Here is a 21769-nt window from a genome sequence, read left to right on the forward strand (position 1 = left end):
ATGATATGTTTATTAATTAGTTACTAACTCATCCATGATTTATAATAATCTGGATCTTCCAGTGCCAAAGCATCTTCTGTGAGCATTAACGGCCTAAATGGATCTATCATTACCGCCAATTCATCTGTCCGTGTCTGGCCTATACTTTTTTCTACCGTTCCCGGATGCGGACCGTGCGGTATTCCGCCCGGATGCAGCGTGAGTTGCCCTTTGTCCACCGACTTACGGCTCATAAAATCACCATCCACATAGTATAAAAGTTCATCAGAATCCACATTACTATGATTATAGGGAGCCGGAACCGCTAACGGATGGTAGTCGTATAAACGGGGGCAGAAACTGCACAACACGAAGGTATCCGTTTCAAAAGTCTGATGTACCGGTGGTGGCTGATGCAGCATACCTGTGATCGGCATAAAATCATGTATAGAAAAAGCCCAAGGATAATGATAACCATCCCACCCGATAAAATCAAAAGGATGACTACCGTACACATAAGGATAAATCAACCCTTCCTTCTTTATTTTAACTTCAAAATCCCCCATCTCATCGAATGTTTTCAGATTTTCAGGAACACGGATATCACGTTCATAAAATGGGGCATGCTCCATCAGCTGACCAAATTCATTGCGATATCTTTTTGGGGTACGTACAGGAGAAAAAGACTCTACAATAAGCAGTCTATTACCTGTTGACTCAAAATGAATCTGATAAATAGTACCTCTAGGGATCACTAAGTAGTCTCCATAGGAAAAGCTAATTTCCCCATAACCCGTCTTCAATACACCTTTCCCCTCATGGATAAAGATAATTTCGTCAGCTTGACTATTCTTATAAAAGTAATCCTCCATCGATCGTCGAGGCGCTGCTAAGGAAATGTGGAGATCATGATTCACCAAAACCGGCTTACGGCTCTCCAGATAATCATCAGCCGGAGCCAAAGAAAACCCTTTTAAACTCGTGTGTTTGAGATGCTTCTCCCGTGCTATCTTGGGAGACACATCATAGGCTTCGCGAATTTGCTTGACCAAGGTAGGTGGGTGGCAATGATAGACCAAGGAGTAAACACTTGAAAATCCGTGCGTTGACACCAATTCTTCAGCGTATAAATCACCATTCTCCTTTTTAAATACGGTATGCCGCTTTGCGGGTACTTGCCCGAGTTTATGATAATATGCCATAATCCTCTAGTTTTAAACTGTCAAAAAATTAAAGATGAAACTACTCGACGAATATGTGTTCGAGTCTAAGAAGTAAATGTGTTAATATTGCGCAAATACAATATCCGCTATCATCGCTTTAATAAAAGCGATTAATCCAAAGGATAACTTAGCGTTATGTAAGCCAAAATTGCACATCGTTGGGTTTATAATAACGTAAAGGTAAAAATTTTATTCAATATTATTAAACGAAATATTTTAATTTTTGTAATCATACGTATATTTGCAGTATAAATCTATAATCGAATCCACTTTAACACCGCTCTTTTTATGAGAATTGTAACTTGCCTTTATAACAACACAGAACATCTTTCCCTATTGATAGCGGATAAGATATACCCTTGTTCAGCGTTAGATGAGGCATTACCAACTTCCATGCAGGATTTTCTTTTAGCTGGCGATCAGGGCATGGTTGCGCTACGTGCTCTGGAAGAAAAAATAAAACAAGGTGCCATCCACCCTCAAGGGCTATCGCTGTCCGAAGTTGCCTTACTGGCTCCAGTCCCAAATCCATCATCCTGCAGAGATGCCTATGCTTTTAGACAGCATGTTGCCACATCCCGGCGCAATCGTGGATTAGCAATGATTCCAGAGTTCGATCAGTTTCCTGTTTTCTATTTCACCAACCACCGTGCTATCTTTGGCCCCGGAGATATTCCCTGTATGCCTTTACATATGGAACAGCTTGACTTTGAGCTGGAAGTTGCCATAGTTATAAATAAGCGAGGAAAAAATATTAAGGCTGCTGATGCAGACGATTACATCGCCGGCTACATGATTATGAATGACATCAGTGCCCGTAAACTCCAAATGGAAGAGATGAAGTTGAATTTAGGACCTGCTAAGGGCAAGGATTTCGCAACCGCCATCGGTCCCTGGTTAGTGACTAAAGAGGAACTTCAGCCTTACAAAACAGCCCCCGCCAAAGGTCACACCGGTGATTGTTACAACTTAAAAATGACCTGTAAAGTCAATGGACACCAAGTCTCCTTAGGCAACCTGGCCGATATGGATTGGACTTTTGCAGAGATAATTGAACGCGCATCCTATGGTGTAGAGCTTTTCCCTGGAGATGTGATAGGATCTGGCACGGTAGGCACGGGTTGCTTTCTCGAACTGAATGGCACCGGACGCCTCGAAAATCCCGATCATCAGGATCAATGGCTCATGGAAGGTGATACCGTTTCTTTAGAAGTAACGGGATTAGGCATACTTGACAACAGAATTATTTTGACAACAGCGTAACCATAAAATAAGCACTACATTAATATAGCCAATATGAGTAACACGATAAGTTTTGATCCCAAAAAGGATCAAGCTATATTTGACAACCTGATTAAGTATGCGATCGCACCTAGACCGATATGCTTTGCCAGTACAATCAATAAAAAAGGACAGGTCAATTTAAGTCCTTTCAGCTACTTCAACCTGATGTCCCACCAGCCCCCTATCTGTGTATTTTCTCCATTAAGACGGATGCGTGATGGATCCACAAAACACACATTGGAAAACATGCTGGAGATTGAAGAGGTCGTTATTAACATAGTGAATTACGACCTTGTACAGCAGCAATCTTTAGCAAGTACAGAATACGCCGAAGGAACCAACGAATTTGAGAAAGCGGGATTAACCCCAATACCATCCCTCTATATAACCCCTCCCCGTGTGGCCGAATCACCTGTTCAACTCGAGTGCCGAGTGCAACAGATTATCCCTCTTAGTAAACTCCCCGGAGCGGGCAATCTTGTTTTAGCAGAGGTACTTGCCATGCACGTGCAAGAACACCTTCTTGACGAAAAAAACAACATACAACAACATGAATTAGATTTAGTCGCCCGATTGGGAGGTGATTGGTATTGTAGGGTTACACAGGACAATCTTTTCCTTGTTCCCAAACCGCTACGTAACCTGGGAATCGGAGTAGACAACCTTCCTGAAACTATCCGATTATCAAAAGTTCTAACTGGAAATCATCTGGGATTGTTAGCCAACGTAGAAACAATACCTCTTATTGATGATGTCTTAGCAATAAATACGGAGCATGCCGATATCGAGACGGTACATTTACATGCAGCACAATTGTTAGATCAGGGCTCCCTAGAAAAAGCCTGGCAAATCTTACTTCGTACCCTCTAATTGTAAAAAATGGTCAGGAAAAAAATGCCCTGACCATTTACACGACAGAACTATTCTTCAGCCAGCTTTATCAAACTGGCTTTTATATTTTGATTACCAAAATCTACCATCCCCGTATGTTGGGCAGCAATCTTTCCCTTTTTATCTAAGATTACCGTCATTGGGATAGAATTTGTTTCAAGCGCAGCAGGCAACGGCGTATGCAGTGTATATAGAGGTAGATCAAACTTGTTTTTAGCCATAAATTTAGCTGCTCCTTTAATATCCACATCGACATCTATTGCCATAAACACAATCTTGGTATTCGATTTCAGATCCAGAAATAGTGCATTCAAAGAAGGCATCTCCCGAATGCAGGGCGGGCACCATGTAGCCCAAAAATTCATCACCACTACTTTTCCACGGAGTGAATCCAACGTTGTAACGCCATTGTTAATATCGATAAAACTAGCTTTCACCACCTCCTCGATGGGTTCTGTAGCCAGTTCGACCGAGGTTTCCAAGTTATCTTCTTCTTTATCTCCCCTTTCTTTGGCGGTATTGGTACAACCGACCGTAAATAATCCAATCGAGATTAGTAGTATTAATTGTTGTTTCCTATTTAGCATAATATCTAACGTATTAATTCATTAAAGTTTTAACCATCTTTCCAGTTGTTAATTCCTCCGATGCGCGGTTTACAATACGATCTTCCAATCCAATACGACCAAATACCTCAATCAGATCATTGTAGGAAATACCAGTTCGCACGGATACACGTTCTGCCTTGCCATCTTCCCCTATTCTTACCACAAATATACCAGACTGGGCGTTGACCACTGCACCTTTGGGGACAAACATTGTTTTATGTTTTCTTTGCAAAGATAATTTCACATCGGCAAAGTCCCCCCCGATTAACCCTTTATCCGCATTAGGCACCTCAAACTCTAAGCTAAGTGACCGTGTCGTAGGATCAATGAATTTTGTATTTCTTTTAAGTTTTGTCGAGAATATCCGATTAGGGACGCTCAACACCTGAAACTCGGCTGTAGTGCTATCCGAAACAGATTTCCCATGCACTTCCGGCACTACGACTTTCAACTTAAGCTTATCATTACTCACCAAATTAAACATGGGTATTCCGTTGTCGCCTAAAAGAGCCCCTTTCGAAAAATTACGCTGGGTAATAATTCCAGAAAATGGTGCCCGGATCAGGAGATAATCTTCCATTTGCTTGGACTTTTGATAAGTCCCACCAGCTTCAACAACAGCAGCACTATCCCTTAGCATGTCGCCATATGCCTTCTCCAGCTCAAGAGCCGAAATAGCGCCTTTTTTACGTCTATCTACATCGTCCAGTCTCTTATAGCGGAGCTTACTCACTTCATAATTTGCCATCAGCTGATTCTGTTTTGCCCTATCGGCGGTACTCTGGATATCCATCTCCGGAGCCTCCATCCGTGCAAGCAACTGTCCTTTATGGACATAATCACCCACATCAACATGAATCTGTCTAACAAAACCCTTTACTTTAGAAAACAAAGCAACAGACTCTTGCGGTTGAAGTTCGCCTGTCAGTTTAAGACTGTATTCAGGCTGCAAGGACTGGGGGCGCGAAACCTCCAACTCCAGTAAATCCCTCTTTGTCTTATCCTTACCCTGCTTATCATCCTCCTTCGGTTTACAACCAAGGAATACGACGAAAACTAATAAAAAACTATATTTTACCATTTCTTTAATTATTATAAAACTTACTATTTACATCATCGGGATCCAGTGAAGGCGCTAGATAAGTAGCTTTCTTCATCATCAATGAAAATAAGAGTGGTATCATCAATAAGATGACAAAAGTAGAAGTGACCAACCCTCCGATTACGGCCTGTCCTAATGGAGCAATCTGTTCCCCACCATCTCCCATACCCAAGGCCATAGGAATCATCCCTGCGATCATTGCTGCTGCAGTCATCAGAATAGGGCGTAAACGGGATTTTGCAGCAACAATAGCCGCAAACTGGGCCGATATAAAATAGGTTTTGCGGTTCTGTTCTGCCTGATTGACTAACAACACAGCATTCGAGACAGACACCCCGATAGACATGATGATTCCCATGTAAGACTGCAGGTTCAATGTACTGCCAAAAAACCAGATAAAAAACGAACTGCCCGCAATTACAGCAGGTATCACGGAAAGAATGACCAAGCTAATACGGATAGATTGATAATAAGCGCTCATCATAAAGAAAATAACAACGATAGCAATAGACAACCCTATTAATAATCCAGACAGGGTCTCTTCCAGCAAGGGCAAGGTACCTTCTTTCCATATACGCATTCCTTTGGGTAAATCTCCAATTTCTAAAATAGCCTGATCGACAGCCGTGTTTGCTGTACCTAAATCCGTTTTATGGAGATCTGCCAATATCGTGACATAACGATTGGGGCCCCGCCGATTCACCTGACCAGCCACCGTACTATATGTAATAGTCGCTACATCTTCAAGTATCGGATAACCTTGGCCTTTTTGTAAAGGCATAGCGCGCAGATCTTCTACGGCCTGGATTAAATTCTCGGGCACTTGAACCTGAACCTGGAATACCAAACCAGACTTTGGATCCACCCATAGATTTTTATCTGTAAATCGCGTTGACGATGTTGTCGCTGAAATATTTCTAGACACCTGTTGTACCGTTAGTCCAAACTGAGCCAGACGGGTTCTATCCAGTTTGATGTCAATCACTGGGTAGTGCAGTGGTTCTGCAATCTGCACGTCTCTCAAGAACCCATAAGCAGACAACTTAGAAACCAACTTTTTAGCGTAAGATTCCGCGGCCTGAAGTTGCGGCGCGCTCACTTTAACTTCTACCGGTGTCATAGCTCCCTGCCCAATAATTTTATCCATCAACTCCATCGGTTCAAAATTTAGAACCACCGAAGGAAATTTTTCACGGATCCGTTCACGTATCTGCTCCTTAAGTTCGTCATTCTTTAGGCCGATCAGTTTCTTATTCAGCGACAACTGCAGAACCCCCTCTCCTGTTGTACTGTTGAACAAAAAAATGGGGTTTATTGGGTTTGCAGAAGGATGCATGCCTACAAATGCAGAGCTCATCTTGACGCTATTTACAGGTAGCATTTCTGTAATGGACTCTCCAATCTTACGAACTGTTTCTTCACTCGTCTCCAGTCGCGTTCCTTCAGGTAGCCTTATCCGTAGCTGAAAGTCCCCTCCTTCCGATCTTGGAAGAATATCAGTGCCCAATAACGAAAACATTAGAAAAATAGCGCCAATACTCAAGATCAGGTAGCCCATAGTAGGCAACATAGACCTACGGACGAGCGAACGAACTAAAAAAGCATACTTAACATTGATACGTTCCATAAAAGAACGCTTCTTACGGACAAATTGTCCATGTGTTTTGGATTTCATGATCCAATTAGCCATGATAGGCACGAAAGTCTGGGAAGCGATAAAGGATGCTATCATCGCGAAAGCAACGGCCAACGATAAAGGCATGAACATATCCCTAGGGATACCACTCATCATAAATGCAGGGGTAAGTACAGCCAAGATACTAAGTAAGATTAACAGCTTAGGAGCAGATATTTCCAAAAGCGCATCCAAAATGGCCCTAGGCTTCGATTTACCCAATTCCATATGTTGGTGAATATTTTCTATCGTCACCGTAGCCTCATCCACCAAAATACCTATTGATAGGGCCAAACCGCTCAACGTCATGATATTCACACTCTGTCCAAAGAAATATAGCGTTATCACCGCTGTAATAATAGCAATAGGGATAGTTAAGACAACGATTAACGCACCACGTACATCACCCAAAAAAAGGAAAACCATAAGTCCCGTCAGAAGAGCTCCCAACGCTCCTTCAAAAATCAGGTTAGATAGTGATCTCGATATATAAACCGATTGATCAAAAGCATAACTAATCTTAACACCCTCCGGCAAGAGGTTTTCCAACATAGGCAGCGATTTTTTCAGGTTATCGACCGCCGTTAATGTGGAGGCATCAGGCTTTTTTATGATGGGAAGGTACACCGAGCGCTTTCCATTTATCAATGCATACCCCACTGTTTGATCTGCTGCGTCCACGACTGTCGCGACATCTCCGACCAATAGTGTACCGCCAGCTACGGCCTTAATCGGCGTTTGCAAGAACTCTTCGACCCCATCAGCGATAGAATTGATGGGAGCCATCAGGTTTTTATCACCCAATCGTACATTTCCAGCCGGCGATGGCACCGAGTTTTTGGTTATGGCCAAGGTAATCTCCTCTGGACTAAGGCCAGAGGCTTTCATCTTTTGTGGATCAATATTCACGACCAGACTACGCATATTACCCCCAAAAGGGGCTGGCGCAGTAATTCCAGGTATATTCACAAACATAGGCCGCACCTTCGTGATTGCCATGGTTTGCAACTCGGTTACCGAATGCTTCTCACTATCAAATACCAATTGCCCCACAGGAAGTGAGCTACCATCAAAACGAACTACCATAGGCGGCACGGCTCCAGGAGGTAAAAACCCCATGGCACGGGACACCTGCATACTCAACTCGGCAGAGGCTTGAGACATGTCCGTTCCTGGATAAAATGTCAACTTCATCAACGAAAGCCCTTGGATACTTTTAAAATCCATTTCTTTAACGCCATTGACAAAAAGTAAAACCTTTTGAAACTCATTGGCCATAAAACCATCCATATAAGCCGGAGATAATCCGCCGTAAGGCATTGCTATGTACATAGCAGGCGACTCTATCTCGGGAAAGATGTCAATTTTTATCTTTTGGATCACGGGCCAGGAAAAATATGCAATCGCTATGATCACCATAATGAATGCAATAGGCTTCCTCAGCGCTGTTCTAATAATATTCATATGTAAATAGTTACTTCGTGATCCGCCAGTTGGCGGATCGGTTTGATTTTCAACGGCCATCCGCCAGCCGGCGGATCCAAACTATACGCATTTGTGTTTGTGTAGCCTGTGCTACATGGATATTTCATATCCTTATCATTGATTAAAAATGTTGGATGACCGGATTAAAGTCTGCTTCCAGGAAAGATCGCTTTATTACAATATTCCAATAGTTGTAATACTGTAGAAGATTCTGCTTTTCATTTTGAAGCAAAATGGCCTGTACCTGCAAAAGTTCCGCCAAATTGATTAATCCACCTTCATACCGTACCCTGTACATATCATAGGCTTCTGAAGCCTCTTTTTTGCTTCTGTCGGAGTCTATCAAACCGTCAGCAGTCCGCTTTTCCTGTGTGTCCAGATCCAATACACGCTTTTCAATTTCTCTATCCAATACCTGATACTCTTCGTTGACTTTTTGGCGTTTCGCCTCAAAAATCTTTTGGTCCGATTTTGCGGTAAACAACTGTTGCAGATTCCAACTGACACCTACTCCAACAAAGTAATTGTGTGCATAATTCCTAAACAGGTCACCGTAATTATTGGACGCGAAACCTTCTGGGGACACGCCCGAGCTACGACTGGAGACCGCTCCTATCCCCAGCACACGTGGTAGAGTCTGTCGCTTTGATTTCTCCACCAAATAATCCAGCTTTTCAGATTCTACTTTCTTTATTTCTAAAACAGGCTGAAGGATTAATCCAGGAGTGTTACCTTCCAATAGTGTAAAGAAGCGATCCGCTCGGCCTGCAGCAGTATCTATAGCATCACCCACAAACTCTGACAAAGCATACACGCTGCCTTTAAGCTGGCCCGATACCTGTGACAGCTCAGACAAAACATTATTTAACGAAGAGGAGACGAGAAGTGTATCTGCACTAGGGATAATACCACTTACCGCTAAATCCCGTGTCAACTCTAAGATATCCCGGTATCTCTTCAGGTGTACTTGATACCAATTAAAAAGCGTTTGATAGTATAAAAAATTGATGTACCGTTGGGAAAGCTCCTGCTGTATCAAGAGCTCATACTGATTAGATTCCCAAATCGAGCGCTTTACCGCAGCAGCTCCTAGATTTCTATCCATATTTTTACGCCCGAAATTGACTAGATCCCAATTAAGGCTACTCGTAGCATACTGATTGAAGGTGTTTGCGCTACTGCCCAGGGCATTGGAACCTGAGATATTGAAAATACCGGGCATGGGGTAGAATGCGCCCGACACATTATTTAAAGAGCTAAGTCCTTGTTGATATTGAAGCCAAACCTGAGGCTTATACCTTTCCAACGCCGCGGCACTGTCCAACCGGGCAATGCCGATTTCCCGGTCTTTAATAGAAAATCCCTTATAGTTTACTTTAGCTTGTTGCCAATAGTTCTGAAGCACCTGCCCATATACATCACTAGAGATAAGTGCAGCTACCATAACGAGCAAACAAGTCCATAACTTGTTGATCATGAATTAAATTTTATAGTACATAAACACAATTATAAAAAAGCCCTTAGGCGGTCAATGTGTCTGAATGCTATAAATTGAGTCGATTAATGAATATGAAAAGATTATTGGTCCCCGAACGAGGAACTTGTGGTAAGCGAATTTTAGCGTTATTCTTAGAAACGCTTAAAAATAGGAGACAGAAGAAAGCTATGAGGAATACAGCTGGCGAGAGCTCCCTCTCCGAATTGATAACCTTTGCTACACGCTCTTTTCCGTCTAACACACACCGAACTTCAGACGAATTCATAAGTTTAGATTGCTTTATACTTAATCCGGAAGAAGTCTGTTGCGTAGAATTTTGCTTGATAGATGCTTTTATCGGACAAGAGGTCAAAATAAAAACCATAAAAATCCCCACGATCCGCAAAAAGAATGCGAACGGACTATTTTTTATGACACCAAGATTATTCATCAAGGCAAACCTACATAAATTTACCACTATACGCAATATAATTGCGTTCGAATATAAAATTTTGTAGCTCTCCTCATCCTAAAAGACCTTCAATTGAGGAAAAATAGACTATTCCTTGAGACATCAAAATAGATGTAACACCTATTTTACGCTTCCCATTTTTCAGATACCGGACAGGCAAAGTTCCTAACAATAGCATATTAACAGCATCTACTCCCAAAAATTTCCATTTTACCACCTATCTTATGTAAAAAATATTTTTTTGTTAAAAAACGTTACGCAATCGATTGTTTTATCGAAAATTCATAATTTTGACTTCCTATTAACAGATTAAACTTGATACTATGTGTGGAATTGTTGGCTATGTAGGCCATCGTGAAGCATATCCTTACTTGATAGAAGGATTGCACAAACTTGAATACCGCGGATACGACAGTGCAGGTATTGCACTTCATTCGCAACAAGCGTTACTGATTTCCAAAACCGCTGGAAAAGTCGCAGCTTTAGAGGAACTGATCAAATCGACAGACCTTTCGTCTACAACAGGGATTGGACATACCAGATGGGCGACACACGGCGTACCTTCAGACTATAACGCACATCCCCATTCGTCCCAAAGTGGCAAGCTAGCCCTCGTACACAATGGAATCATCGAAAACTATGCTTCGATTAAAGAAGAGTTACTCAAAAAAGGATATGTTTTCAAAAGTGAAACCGATTCCGAAGTCCTTCTCAATTTTATTGAAGATATAAAGATCAACAACGACTGTCCCCTAGAAGAAGCAATCCGAATTGCGCTCAAACGCATTACAGGAGCCTACGTTATACTCGTCCTGGATCAGGACACGCCAGACACCATAATAGCAGCACGCAAAGGTAGCCCATTGGTCATAGGTATCGGCCAGGGCGAACATTTCTTAGGCTCAGATGCTTCTCCAATGCTTGGGCATACCAAAGAAGTGGTGTACATCAACGATTATGAACTCGCTATTATAAGACCTGACGAGCTTATACTCAAAAATCTAGGCAACGAACAGGTAACCCCATTTATTCAGCAACTCGACATGGAGCTCGCTAGTATAGAAAAGGCGGGATATCCACACTTTATGCTGAAAGAAATAGTGGAGCAGCCTAAAGCTATTAAAGATTGTCTTAGAGGAAGGGTTGATGCGGATACCCATCAAATAACGTTAAGTGGTCTTGAGAGGGTTAAGGACCAACTTCTATCAGCTCATCGAATCATTATTGTAGCATGTGGTACCAGCTGGCATGCGGCTTTACTTGCTGAATATTGGATTGAGGAATTATGTCGGATTCCTGTCGAGGTCGAGTATGCATCAGAATTTAGATACAGAAACCCTATAATTGATAAAGAAGACGTTATTATTGCTATTTCCCAAAGTGGTGAGACAGCAGATACGTTAGTCGCTTTGGAAAATGCCAAACAACAGGGCGCAACTATATTTGGAATTGTAAATGTTGTTGGTTCTTCTATTGCCCGGCTCTCCGATTCAGGAATATACACCCACGCAGGCCCAGAAATTGGGGTGGCCAGCACGAAAGCCTTCACCACACAACTCGTGGCATTATTGCTGTTCGCTATTAAACTTGCCCAATACAAACAAAAAATAGCTCCTGAACAAGCAGAATTATTGGTACGCGAACTTCAACTCATCCCCCAAAAAACTCAAGAAATACTGGATACGCAGATCGAAACAATTAAAGCCATAGCATATAAATACGCCAATGCCAGAGATTTTCTGTACCTAGGCCGTGGCTACAATTTCCCCATAGCACTCGAGGGAGCCTTAAAGCTCAAGGAGATATCCTACATCCATGCCGAAGGCTATCCTGCCGCAGAGATGAAACATGGACCTATAGCACTAGTTGATAAGAATCTTCCGGTATTATTCATCGCTACAAAAGATAAAATCCATGAAAAAATCATCAGCAATATGCAAGAGATCAAGGCACGTTCAGGGCAGCTTATATCTTTAGTATCCCGTGATGACAAGCTCGCCTCCTCCCTATCTGACGATGTTATCGAGATTCCCGAAGCGCACGAAATTGTCGCTCCAATACTCTCTACAATTCCATTACAATTATTAGCGTATTATATAGGTATTGCGAGAGGCTGTGACGTGGACAAACCTCGAAACTTAGCCAAATCCGTAACAGTAGAGTAGTATGACCTTCATCACACAAGAACCTTTAGCCAATCTTGGATATGGCTTTATTTCTCCGAAGCATATTCCGGCTCAGGCCGATGAATACTATATTAGGAATGAACAGTTGGGTACAGAAAAGGTCTTCCGTCCATTGACAAGCCTAGAGGTAAAAAAACTTACGGATCAACTTAACTACAGTTCCAATTGGTCGGAGGTGCTCGTTAGCGATCCATTTTTTCCAGAACAGATTCAAAGCTCAAAATTCTATGGATTAGTCCGTATCGGGCCAATGCGCCAGGCATATCTTTCCTATAGAGACCTTCGTCTCCCTTGCGGTATATACAACTCGACTATTGTAAGCTCAGACATTGGTGCATACTCCGCTATACATCATGTCCGTTACATGTCCCATTTTATTATCGGAGATAGTGTTATACTTTCCAACATCAATGAAATGGAAAGTAGTAACAGTGCCAAATTTGGAAATGGGATTCTCAAAGACGACGAGCACCCGGAAAAGCGAATATGGATGGAGCTCTGTAACGAAAATGGAGGTCGATCCGTAATTCCTTTTGATGGAATGCAGGCTGCCGATGTCTATTTGTGGTCACGCTATCGCAATGATAGCACCTTTCAGAATAGATTAGTTGAGATAACAGACAATAGCTTTTCCAAAAAAAGAGGTTACTACAGCACCATCGCAGATCATGTTGTTCTGAAAAACTCGAATACCATAAAAGATGTTAAAATAGGCCCCTTTAGCTATATCAAAGGAGTAAATAAGCTCAAAAATGTCACAATAAATTCCAGTGAAGAAGCGTTTACCCAAATTGGCGAAGGCTGTGAAATCGTAAACGGCATAATAGGCTACGGATGTAGAATATTTTATGGTGTAAAAGCAGTTCGTTTTATTCTCTCTTCCCATTCACAGCTAAAGTATGGAGCACGCTTGATTAACTCTTTTCTGGGTGACAACTCAACCATCTCATGTTGTGAAGTCCTGAACTCGCTCTTATTTCCCGCTCACGAACAGCATCATAACAATTCATTCCTTTGTGCAGCGCTGATCAAGGGGCAGAGTAATATGGCAGCAGGTGCTACCATTGGGTCTAATCACAATTCTCGCGCTGCAGACGGAGAGATAATTGCCGGACGGGGGTTTTGGCCCGGTCTATGCGTGAGTATCAAACATAACTCTAGATTTGCGTCATATACACTTTTAGTAAAAGGAGACTTTTTGCATGAATTAGATATCCGCATTCCCTTTTCTCTAGTCAGCAACGACATCGAGAAAAACCGTTTATTGATAGTTCCTGGATATTGGTTTTTATACAACATGTATGCCTTAATGCGCAATACGTTCAAATTTACATCCCGAGACAAGAGAACATTAAAAAATCAACACATCGAATACGATGTATTGGCTCCAGATACAATCAATGAGATGTTTGACGCATTGGATGAAATCAAAGTTGCAGTGGGGAAGACCTGGTCAGATTTGAATCCTCAAATGGATCCCAGAATATTAGGATTTAAGCTTCTGGAGGATCAGGATTTTGATCTTGATAAAAGAGAGATAAACCTGACCAATACCGAATATTCTACCCGAAAAGTCGTATTGATAAAAGTCAGAGCCTGTTACAGAATCTTTAAACGTATGATCCATTATTATGGCAGCACACACCTAGCCGATGCAATCGAAAATAGAACCTTTAAGTTATCGAACAACAAGCAGAATCCAACTGATATACAGCGTGCTAAATTTGAAAACATTGGTGGACAATTAGCTAAAAATCAACAGGTACAGACTCTCGTCGAGGATATAAAAAGCGGAAAAGTAGATTCTTGGAGCACCATCCATGAACACTATCACCTATGGAGTAGCACGTATCAAAGCGACAAAACTATTCATGCAATAGCCTCTTTGGCGGAAATAACGAACCTTCCAATCAGCGAATGGACCACCGATTTTATACAGGACTGTCTTGAACAGAGTCTTAAAACAAAGGAATGGATCTGCCAGGAAATAGAAAAATCAAGGGCAAAGGACTATGACAATCCGTTCCGCATGCTGACTTACAATTCCACGGAGGAAATGGAGACTGTAATCGGAAAACTAGCAGACAACAGCTTCTTAAACAAACAGCAAGAAGAATACATCGTCTTTAAAGAAAGAATAAGAAAATTATTAAATCAGGAATAAGTGTTCCGAAGCCCTCCCAACGAAACCGGAGGGCTTCCTTACTTAAATGCCTCTAAAGTTAAAGTATATAAAAAGTGACGAAATAGCCTATAAAAATAGTATATTGAATAAAATTCAACAACGTTCATTTCATGTTAAAGAGGACTACAAAATATATCGATATTTCAAACAGCGACAACAGCGTAACTCCAAATGGATTATACAGCATTTATATAGAACCGTTGGAAAAAGCCATCGTTGCCTCCATATTAATACTACATGGCATGCAAGAACATAGCGGCCGTTATCTGGAGTTTGCAGAATACCTCGGCAACCTCGGTTTTGCTGTACTCCTCTACGACCACGTCGGGCACGGCAACACTGCAGTCCATGCCAATGCACAGGGGTATTTTCAAAAAGAGCAACCACAAGATCGGTTAATTTCAGATGCTATAGGGGTACACCGCCATCTGAAGAACATGCATCCAGAGCTACCTCATTTTATTATCGGACATTCTATGGGATCGTTTATCACGCGCAATGTACTACAGCGGGTCGGGTCTGAATTTGATGGCAGTGTATGGATAGGTACCGGCGCTAAGACACCCGGGGCCGAAATCTTTAAGAGCTTACTGTCACTGCTAAATAAACTCAATCCAAAGAAACGGAGTAAGCTGATCAATGGAATCTTTAGCAAAATAAACAACAGTAAGTTCCAGAACGAAGCCGATTTTGACGATACTAGCTGGCTGAGCCTCAGCAAATCCAACAGACGACTATTTAAACAAGATAGTCGCTGCGGCATCCCATTTACCAACAACGCCTTTTACACCTTATTAACCATACTGTTACAAGCAACAAAAAAAGGTTGGTATACAAATATCCCAACCAATCTCCCGATACTTCTGGTCAGCGGTGAAAATGATCCTATCGGCGACTTTAGTAAAGGAATAAACCATACCGAACGACAACTTAAAGCGGCCGGTTTTAAAGATATCTCTACACAAATATACGCCGAAAAGCGCCACGAAATACTACAGGAAGATAACAAAGAACAGGTTTTCTCCGATATAGGACAGTGGCTTTTAGCGCATGTTCAATCAGTTAACGTCCAGTAATTTTTCGAATGCCCTGCGACGTGCTCCGCCTCTAAAACAGACTTCTCCACAATACACGTATCCGAGTTTATCAAATACTCGTAGCATCCCCACGTTATCATAGTTTGTATCCACCTTTATGCTTGATCGACCCCAAGATAAGCTAACTTTCTCGGCTTCCCGCATCATCCAAGTCCCCAAGCCTTTTATAGGGTTACTCTGTGAAACTGCCAATCTATGTATTACTGTATAAGGACGTATCGTGAGCCACTCCCCTTCTAATTTCTCATAGGCAGGCTCTATATCTCCAATAATAGCGATATAAGCCAGCAGTTCCGTTTCCGTTCGTTCAGCAACAAAACCATACCCCTTTTCAATATCTGCTAAGATAACGTCTCTATTGGGATACCCATCTTGCCATTGATCCGAACCTTCATCCTTACGTTTACGGATAGCTTCATCAAAGATGGGCCATATATTATCCACATCTGCTACGACAGCTTTTCTAAAGCCTATATTTTCGATCATTCGTCAAAATAAGGAAATAATAATCAACCTCCTTAACCTTTATCAACCTCCTTAACCTTATTAACCTTATTAACCTTTAACTGTAAAAGAATGACCGATCCCAAAAAAGATACCATCGCAATAATTCCCAGTCCCCATACAGAAGATTTTATCAGATCGACAGTCCCCTGCTCTATAACCAAGGTCCTGAAAATATGTAGGTAGTGCGTCAGCGGAATAAGTTTAGCAATCCATACAATCCAGTCTGGCATTTGACTCAGGGGCCAGGTAAACCCACTAAGTATGAAAGAGGGCGTTGCGATGACCATTAAGATTTCGGTCGCCTTCAGCTGATTCGGAATAGCTATACTGACGAGAATACCTAAAAAAGCAACTGCGAGTAAAAATAAAAAAGAAGCACCGAAAAAAGCTAATCCCTCTACATGCAAGGGCATTTTATAATAGGCGGAATAGCCATAATACAGTCCATAGATAAAGAATGACATGAGTATGTAAGGCATAATCTTTACAAGAATAAGGACAAAAACATTGGAACTTTTGGCGACCAGTTCTCTAAAAGTATTATTTTCAAACTCCGAGGCAAAGCTCAGCGCCAGCCCCAACATCATCACCTGTTGCAATACCGTCAGCAAAACCCCGGGCAACATAAAATACAGGTAATTACCACTACGTATATTCTGCTTTACCATAGTCGTTTTAAACGGTTCATACTGCTGTGTCGCCACATAACTAGGTACACCTTTCTTTTCCTGGGATTTTATCTGTATACCGGCTTTCATGGTCGCTGCACAGACATTGACCGCCATCATCGCATAATTAGAGGTCAGGGTATTCGAAGCATTTACAAACAACGTCAATTCGGTACTGCGGTTGTAGTTCACATCGGACGAAAAATTACGTGGGATATGCACCACCACGGTAGCCTCCTTTTTCATCGCTGCTTCCTTAGCACCAAATGGATCATTCATTAATTCAGCAACATAAATAACCTCATTTTCGTTGAACATATCGATCAACTGTTTTGACAAAGGGCTACGATCTTCGTCGACAACCACGATAGGGAGATGCGTTACTTTACCTTTCTTGTACACCCCTCCTACCAAAACACCATACATGATCGGAGCGCCTAAAAAGAGAATGAGCAAAACCTTATTTTGATAAAATAAGCCAAACTCTCTTTTGATTAAATGCCAAAAGTTCCTCATAATTATTTTTCGTCTTTAACGATAAAAGTAGCCTTTGTTAGCAGTTCTTTATTGTCTGTATTATTTGTCGGTTTCAACCGAACTTCAAAAAGGGTTTCCTGTTGCTCAAAATCAGGATATGCAGTACTGATGCTGGCATAGTTACTCAAAGATTTGATTGTCTCTACTTTTGCCGTTAGCGTCTTATAGTCGAGATAAGGGATAGCAAGCGTTTTGATCGCATTTTTTTGAAAGTCTTTAACACGGCTTTCTGGGACAGTCAACCTGAAGTAAGTACCATCTACTATGTACCCAGAAACTAGACTGTAACCAGCCAGAGCCAATTCCCCGACTTTTAAATTGATGTTTTCGATCGACATGTCCTGCGGTGCGATGATATATCTTTCTTTTGCTGCCACGTTGACCTCAGAAACAGCTCCTATAGCTCTCTCCTTCTGTCCCAATGCCATCTTCTGCTGCTCAATACGTGCTCCATGTTTCACATCGGCCAATTCTGCCTGGGCCGCTAAATATTGATTTTTTGCACCTTGGTATTTTGCATACACCTCATCATATTTTTGTTGGGCGACCAATGAATCCCGCAGCAGATTCTGCATGCGGTCCAATGATTTTTTTGCAAAATCATACTGTTCCTTCAGTCCGTCAACCTTCGCCTTAAGCTGGGTTAATTGTCCATCGGTAGCCCCTTTGACAGCCATATCATACTGCGCCTGGGCAGCCTCTAATGCGCCTTGTGCCTGAATAGATTTAGCATCTACTTCTGGAATCTCCAGAATTACCAAAGTATCTCCTTTATTGACCATCTGTCCTTCTTCCACCAAAATTTTCTGGATTTTCCCAGGTATCTTAGTAGTCACTGCGATCTGGTCCCGTTCGATTTTGCCTTCCAACACCTTTTGTTGCTTCGTATTATTACTCGAACATCCTTGTACAAATAAGGTAGCAAAGACTATATAAAGTATATTCTTCATCTTTAATAAATTATCTTATAATTGTTTCATAAAGGTTTCCATTCGCCTTTAAAAGCTCAGCCACCGCATTACGTTGATGGAGTACCTGGCTGTAATAATTCAACGATTGCTTATAAAATTCATTTTCAGCTTCCAGCCGTTCGGTGACATCGCTCAATCCTTCCTCAAACTGTCTCGAAGCCAGATGCAAATTATTCTTTGCAATAGCGACCTGCTGTTGATTCACGCCGATTTTTTTCATACTCAGCTCGTAGTCCGACCGGGTTTTACGCTGTAGTAAGCTGAGCTTTTCCCGCGTGTCTTCCAGCTTGTTTGAATTAATCTGGATATCCAACTTAGCCTTTTCAATAGCACTTTTATGCGATTTACCTTCAAACACGTTCCATTTTAAACCGATTCCTACAGCATAATTAGGGGCTAATTGCAAGTGATTGGTCTTCACTTTGACATCGCCGACCTGAGGCAAATCTTTTAAAGTAAACCGCGAATCAAATGCATTCAAATAAGAGACATTTCCAAAAGCAAACACTAATGGCAGTTTCGCCCCTTGTTCCTTTTTCAAAGCGTATCCATAGGCTTTTTGTGACGCTTCTAATGCCTGTATCTCTTTACGATTCATCACTGTTGCCTCCTCCAAAGCCAGAGCTATTTCAGTCAGTGGATAAACTACCATCTTCAGCTGATCCTTGTCCAGCCCCGTTAACTCTTCCAATTTAAAATATAGCAACTCCCGGCTACTGCTCACTTCGGCCTTTTTACTCTCCAATTCCAGCATGGCCAGTTTTATCTTGTCCCGATCATAAGGGATGGCCAATCCATTCTCAATGGCTTTAACAACCTTCAAGTGTTCTTTGTTCAGCCTACGTTCGGAATCCTTAATAAGAAGATCAACTTCTCTCAATAACATGAGTTGATCGAAGGAATACATTACCTCTTGAGCGATTTGATCCTTCCCAGCTTCACGCATCAAGGATTGAGCCTTAAATTTCTGCTCCAGAGCTTTCTGTCCATTAGTGATCTGTAGCCCACTAAAAATAACCTGCTTTGCCGTAACCCCAGCCATTGCAATCTGTGTAGAAAGGCTGGAGCGTTGTGACCCTTCAAACAGATTGATACCTGTTATAGGAAGCTGATGGGCGGATAGATCCAAATCTACTGCGCTGTTGAGGTAACCATATCCCCCATTGATAGATACTGTAGGCAGGAATTTGCCTTTCACCTCTTCCCTTTCCAAAACTACCTTTTGATTTTCCAGATAGGCATTCTGCAACCCTTTATTATGTTTAACAGCCTGTTCTACCGGCTGCTTAAAATCGGACAATTGCTGCTGCGCCTTTAGCTTCGGAAAGCAATATCCGAGAGAAAACAAGAGAAAAATACAATAAGACGTATATTTCATATCTATACAATTATTTCATATGTGTACAATTTGACTTTCAACTATCATCCGCCAGCTGGCGGATACAAAGCAAACTCATTTGTGTTTGTGCAGTCTATACTGCATGGGGTATTTCATATTCATAAACTAAAGACAAAAATACAGCTTATTTGTTGCTCGAATTTTAAGATATCTTAAAAAAAACTACTATTTTAAACCGCGTATTACAGATAATGTCTGCTGGGATACTCCCAGATAAGAAGCGATATGGCCTAATGTCGCCTGCTGAAACAACGCTGGATTTTCAAGCATTAATGACTGGTACCTTTCGCTAGCCGTCTCAAACTGCATATTATAAAACCGTCTAGAAAAACTTATCAATGAGTCCAATAATATTTTCTGAATAATATGATTCATGGTAATATTCGTCTCGGCCAGCTGCTTTATGGCTAAAAACGGAATCGCCATTACGACAGTATCCGTTAGTGCCTGAAAACCAAATACCGAGGGTTTTTGGTAAAAAAGACTCTCGATCCCCGTACCAAAAGTATCGGGTCCGAAAAAATAATGGGTTACATCGCGGTTTCCTTTGTTATAATAGATCCTCGTAAATCCAGTTTCTACAAAATAGACATGCCTCAAATAGCTGTCCGGCGCAAAGATGATATCTCCCTTACCATAACTTCTACTTTCTGCCGTTTGAGCAAAGAATAACTCCAGTTCCTCATTTATAGGGTATAGACTTTTCAAATAGTCAATAATTCTCATTTTAATTTCTTGTCAACATGATACAATTCAACTTGAATATATCCATTTGTCCCAAAAAAAGCAATGCCGATTCACTTTTTGTTTTTTATTAAGCCTATAACAAAAAAAAAGAAAAATATTTCTATCTTTGCACTTCCGTGAGTTACGGAATATTTAAATTAACATAACTATTTAAAAAATGCAACAGTACGAATCTGTAATCATTCTTACCCCGTTGCTTTCAGAAGATGCTGCGAAAGAAGTAATCGCAAAATTCAAAAGCATCCTAACAGAAGGCGGAGCCGAAATTATCGCAGAAGATAATTGGGGTTTGAAAAAATTAGCGTATCCAATCCAGAAAAAAACAACTGGATTTTATCACTTAACTGAATTCAAGGCTCCAGGTGAATTAATTAAAAAACTAGAGGTTGAATACAAGCGTGATGAGCGTGTGATGCGCTTCTTAACTATCGCTCTTGATAAGCATGCTATTGCTTACAGCGAGAAAAAACGCAGCGGTGCATTCAACAAGAAAGCTGAAACTAAAACTGAGGAGGTAGCAAACTAATGTCAAAAGAAAACATCCAATACGTGACAGCTCCTAAAGTAGAGGACAACCGTAAAAAATACTGTCGTTTTAAGAAAAACGGTATTAAGTACATCGATTACAAAGACGCAAACTTCCTAATGAAGTTTGTTAACGACCAAGGTAAAATCTTACCTCGCCGTCTTACAGGTACATCGTTGAAATTCCAGCGTAAAGTAGCTCAAGCCGTGAAACGTGCGCGTATCATCGGTCTAATGCCTTACGTAGCAGATTCATTAAAATAAGGAGGATACGATAAATGGAAATTATATTAAAACAAGATGTTAAACACCTTGGTGAGAAAGACGATATCGTAGTAGTAAAACCAGGTTTTGGCCGTAACTACTTAATTCCTCAAGGATTTGCTATTTTGGCTACGCCATCAGCAAAAAAAGTATTGGCTGAGAATATCAAACAAGCTCAGTTCAAACAAGACAAAATCAAGAAAGACGCTACAGAATTAGCTGCTAAATTAGAAAATGTAAAACTTTCTATTGGTGCTAAAGCTGGTGAAACTGGCAAAATCTTCGGTAAAGTAAACAGCATTCAGATTGCTGATGCGTTGAAAGCCCAAGGTTACGATGTAGATCGTCGTCGTATTACTTTCGAAGTAGAGCCTAAAACAATAGGTGACTACGTAGCTAACTTAAACTTACACAAAGAAGTTAAAGTTCAAGTTCCTTTCGAAGTAGTAGCTGAGTAATTCTAAAACTCACTAAAAATACAAAGGAG

At 41.3% G+C, this 21769-nt stretch carries 19 protein-coding genes; 9 read left to right on the forward strand and 10 right to left on the reverse strand.

Going from position 1 to position 21769, the window contains the following annotated elements; genetic code table 11:
- Window positions 1-23: 23 nt before the first annotated feature.
- Complete coding sequence (locus tag G7B18_RS03505; protein ID WP_164122075.1) at window positions 24-1181, reverse strand: homogentisate 1,2-dioxygenase; 1158 nt, start codon at window positions 1179-1181, stop codon at window positions 24-26.
- A gap of 309 nt (window positions 1182-1490) precedes the next feature.
- Between G7B18_RS03505 and G7B18_RS03510 the strand changes: the two genes are divergently transcribed.
- Both G7B18_RS03510 and G7B18_RS03515 read left to right on the forward strand, forming a co-directional pair.
- The gene (locus G7B18_RS03510; protein WP_164108366.1) at window positions 1491-2465 is read left to right on the forward strand and encodes a fumarylacetoacetate hydrolase family protein; all 975 of its coding nucleotides are present in this window, start codon (window positions 1491-1493) and stop codon (window positions 2463-2465) included.
- A 33-nt stretch (window positions 2466-2498) separates the two neighbouring features.
- Window positions 2499-3356, forward strand: a complete 858-nt coding sequence (locus G7B18_RS03515; protein WP_164108365.1) for a flavin reductase family protein — start codon at window positions 2499-2501, stop codon at window positions 3354-3356.
- A 50-nt stretch (window positions 3357-3406) separates the two neighbouring features.
- Here G7B18_RS03515 and G7B18_RS03520 read toward each other — a convergent pair whose 3' ends face one another.
- From G7B18_RS03520 to G7B18_RS03535, 4 genes are all read right to left on the reverse strand, one after another.
- On the reverse strand, window positions 3407-3964 hold the full coding sequence (locus G7B18_RS03520; protein ID WP_164122076.1) for a TlpA family protein disulfide reductase: 558 nt from the start codon (window positions 3962-3964) through the stop codon (window positions 3407-3409).
- A 13-nt stretch (window positions 3965-3977) separates the two neighbouring features.
- Complete coding sequence (locus G7B18_RS03525; protein ID WP_164108363.1) at window positions 3978-5066, reverse strand: efflux RND transporter periplasmic adaptor subunit; 1089 nt, start codon at window positions 5064-5066, stop codon at window positions 3978-3980.
- Window positions 5067-5070: 4 nt separating this feature from the next.
- On the reverse strand, window positions 5071-8226 hold the full coding sequence (locus tag G7B18_RS03530) for an efflux RND transporter permease subunit (RefSeq protein ID WP_164122077.1): 3156 nt from the start codon (window positions 8224-8226) through the stop codon (window positions 5071-5073).
- A gap of 142 nt (window positions 8227-8368) precedes the next feature.
- Window positions 8369-9724 carry a TolC family protein gene (locus G7B18_RS03535; protein ID WP_164108361.1) on the reverse strand — a complete coding sequence of 452 codons (1356 nt, stop codon included), beginning with the start codon at window positions 9722-9724 and terminating at the stop codon, window positions 8369-8371.
- Window positions 9725-9816: 92 nt separating this feature from the next.
- On the opposite strand from G7B18_RS03535, the gene G7B18_RS03540 reads away from it, so the two are divergent.
- The 4 genes from G7B18_RS03540 (at window position 9817) to G7B18_RS03555 (ending at window position 15643) form a co-directional block, all read left to right on the forward strand.
- The gene (locus tag G7B18_RS03540; RefSeq protein WP_164108360.1) at window positions 9817-10242 is read left to right on the forward strand and encodes a hypothetical protein; all 426 of its coding nucleotides are present in this window, start codon (window positions 9817-9819) and stop codon (window positions 10240-10242) included.
- A 277-nt stretch (window positions 10243-10519) separates the two neighbouring features.
- The gene (glmS, locus tag G7B18_RS03545; RefSeq protein WP_164122078.1) at window positions 10520-12361 is read left to right on the forward strand and encodes a glutamine--fructose-6-phosphate transaminase (isomerizing); all 1842 of its coding nucleotides are present in this window, start codon (window positions 10520-10522) and stop codon (window positions 12359-12361) included.
- Window position 12362: 1 nt separating this feature from the next.
- The gene (locus tag G7B18_RS03550) at window positions 12363-14546 is read left to right on the forward strand and encodes a DUF4954 family protein (RefSeq protein ID WP_164122079.1); all 2184 of its coding nucleotides are present in this window, start codon (window positions 12363-12365) and stop codon (window positions 14544-14546) included.
- Window positions 14547-14677: 131 nt separating this feature from the next.
- Entirely contained in the window at window positions 14678-15643 is a 966-nt protein-coding gene (locus G7B18_RS03555) for an alpha/beta fold hydrolase (protein WP_164122080.1), read from the forward strand.
- Here the strand turns inward: G7B18_RS03555 and G7B18_RS03560 are convergent.
- The 5 genes from G7B18_RS03560 to G7B18_RS03580 all read right to left on the reverse strand — a co-directional run bounded on the left by G7B18_RS03560 (window position 15626) and on the right by G7B18_RS03580 (window position 20472).
- Window positions 15626-16150 carry a GNAT family N-acetyltransferase gene (locus G7B18_RS03560; RefSeq protein WP_164108356.1) on the reverse strand — a complete coding sequence of 175 codons (525 nt, stop codon included), beginning with the start codon at window positions 16148-16150 and terminating at the stop codon, window positions 15626-15628. The genes G7B18_RS03555 and G7B18_RS03560 overlap by 18 nt on opposite strands.
- A 32-nt stretch (window positions 16151-16182) precedes the next feature.
- Entirely contained in the window at window positions 16183-17355 is a 1173-nt protein-coding gene (locus tag G7B18_RS03565) for an ABC transporter permease (RefSeq protein ID WP_164122081.1), read from the reverse strand.
- A 2-nt stretch (window positions 17356-17357) separates the two neighbouring features.
- Complete coding sequence (locus tag G7B18_RS03570) at window positions 17358-18326, reverse strand: HlyD family secretion protein (RefSeq protein ID WP_164122082.1); 969 nt, start codon at window positions 18324-18326, stop codon at window positions 17358-17360.
- Between the two features lie 10 nt (window positions 18327-18336).
- Window positions 18337-19725: a TolC family protein gene (locus tag G7B18_RS03575; protein WP_164122083.1), complete on the reverse strand. Its 1389-nt coding sequence runs from the start codon at window positions 19723-19725 to the stop codon at window positions 18337-18339.
- Between the two features lie 186 nt (window positions 19726-19911).
- Window positions 19912-20472, reverse strand: a complete 561-nt coding sequence (locus tag G7B18_RS03580) for a Crp/Fnr family transcriptional regulator (RefSeq protein ID WP_164108352.1) — start codon at window positions 20470-20472, stop codon at window positions 19912-19914.
- A gap of 178 nt (window positions 20473-20650) precedes the next feature.
- Here G7B18_RS03580 and rpsF point away from each other — a divergent pair, with 178 nt between their 5' ends.
- From rpsF to rplI, 3 genes are read left to right on the forward strand one after another with little or no spacing between them, the layout of a single operon-like run.
- On the forward strand, window positions 20651-21019 hold the full coding sequence (rpsF, locus tag G7B18_RS03585; protein WP_164108351.1) for a 30S ribosomal protein S6: 369 nt from the start codon (window positions 20651-20653) through the stop codon (window positions 21017-21019).
- Window positions 21019-21282, forward strand: coding sequence for a 30S ribosomal protein S18 (gene rpsR, locus G7B18_RS03590; RefSeq protein ID WP_021072256.1), 264 nt, complete (start codon window positions 21019-21021; stop codon window positions 21280-21282). Before rpsF ends, rpsR begins: the two co-directional genes overlap by 1 nt.
- A 14-nt stretch (window positions 21283-21296) precedes the next feature.
- Window positions 21297-21740 carry a 50S ribosomal protein L9 gene (gene rplI, locus G7B18_RS03595; protein ID WP_164108350.1) on the forward strand — a complete coding sequence of 148 codons (444 nt, stop codon included), beginning with the start codon at window positions 21297-21299 and terminating at the stop codon, window positions 21738-21740.
- The last annotated feature ends 29 nt before the right edge of the window (window positions 21741-21769 follow it).

Origin of the sequence: Sphingobacterium sp. xlx-130, from assembly GCF_011007405.1 — a bacterium.
Classification (GTDB): Bacteria; Bacteroidota; Bacteroidia; order Sphingobacteriales; family Sphingobacteriaceae; genus Sphingobacterium; species Sphingobacterium luzhongxinii.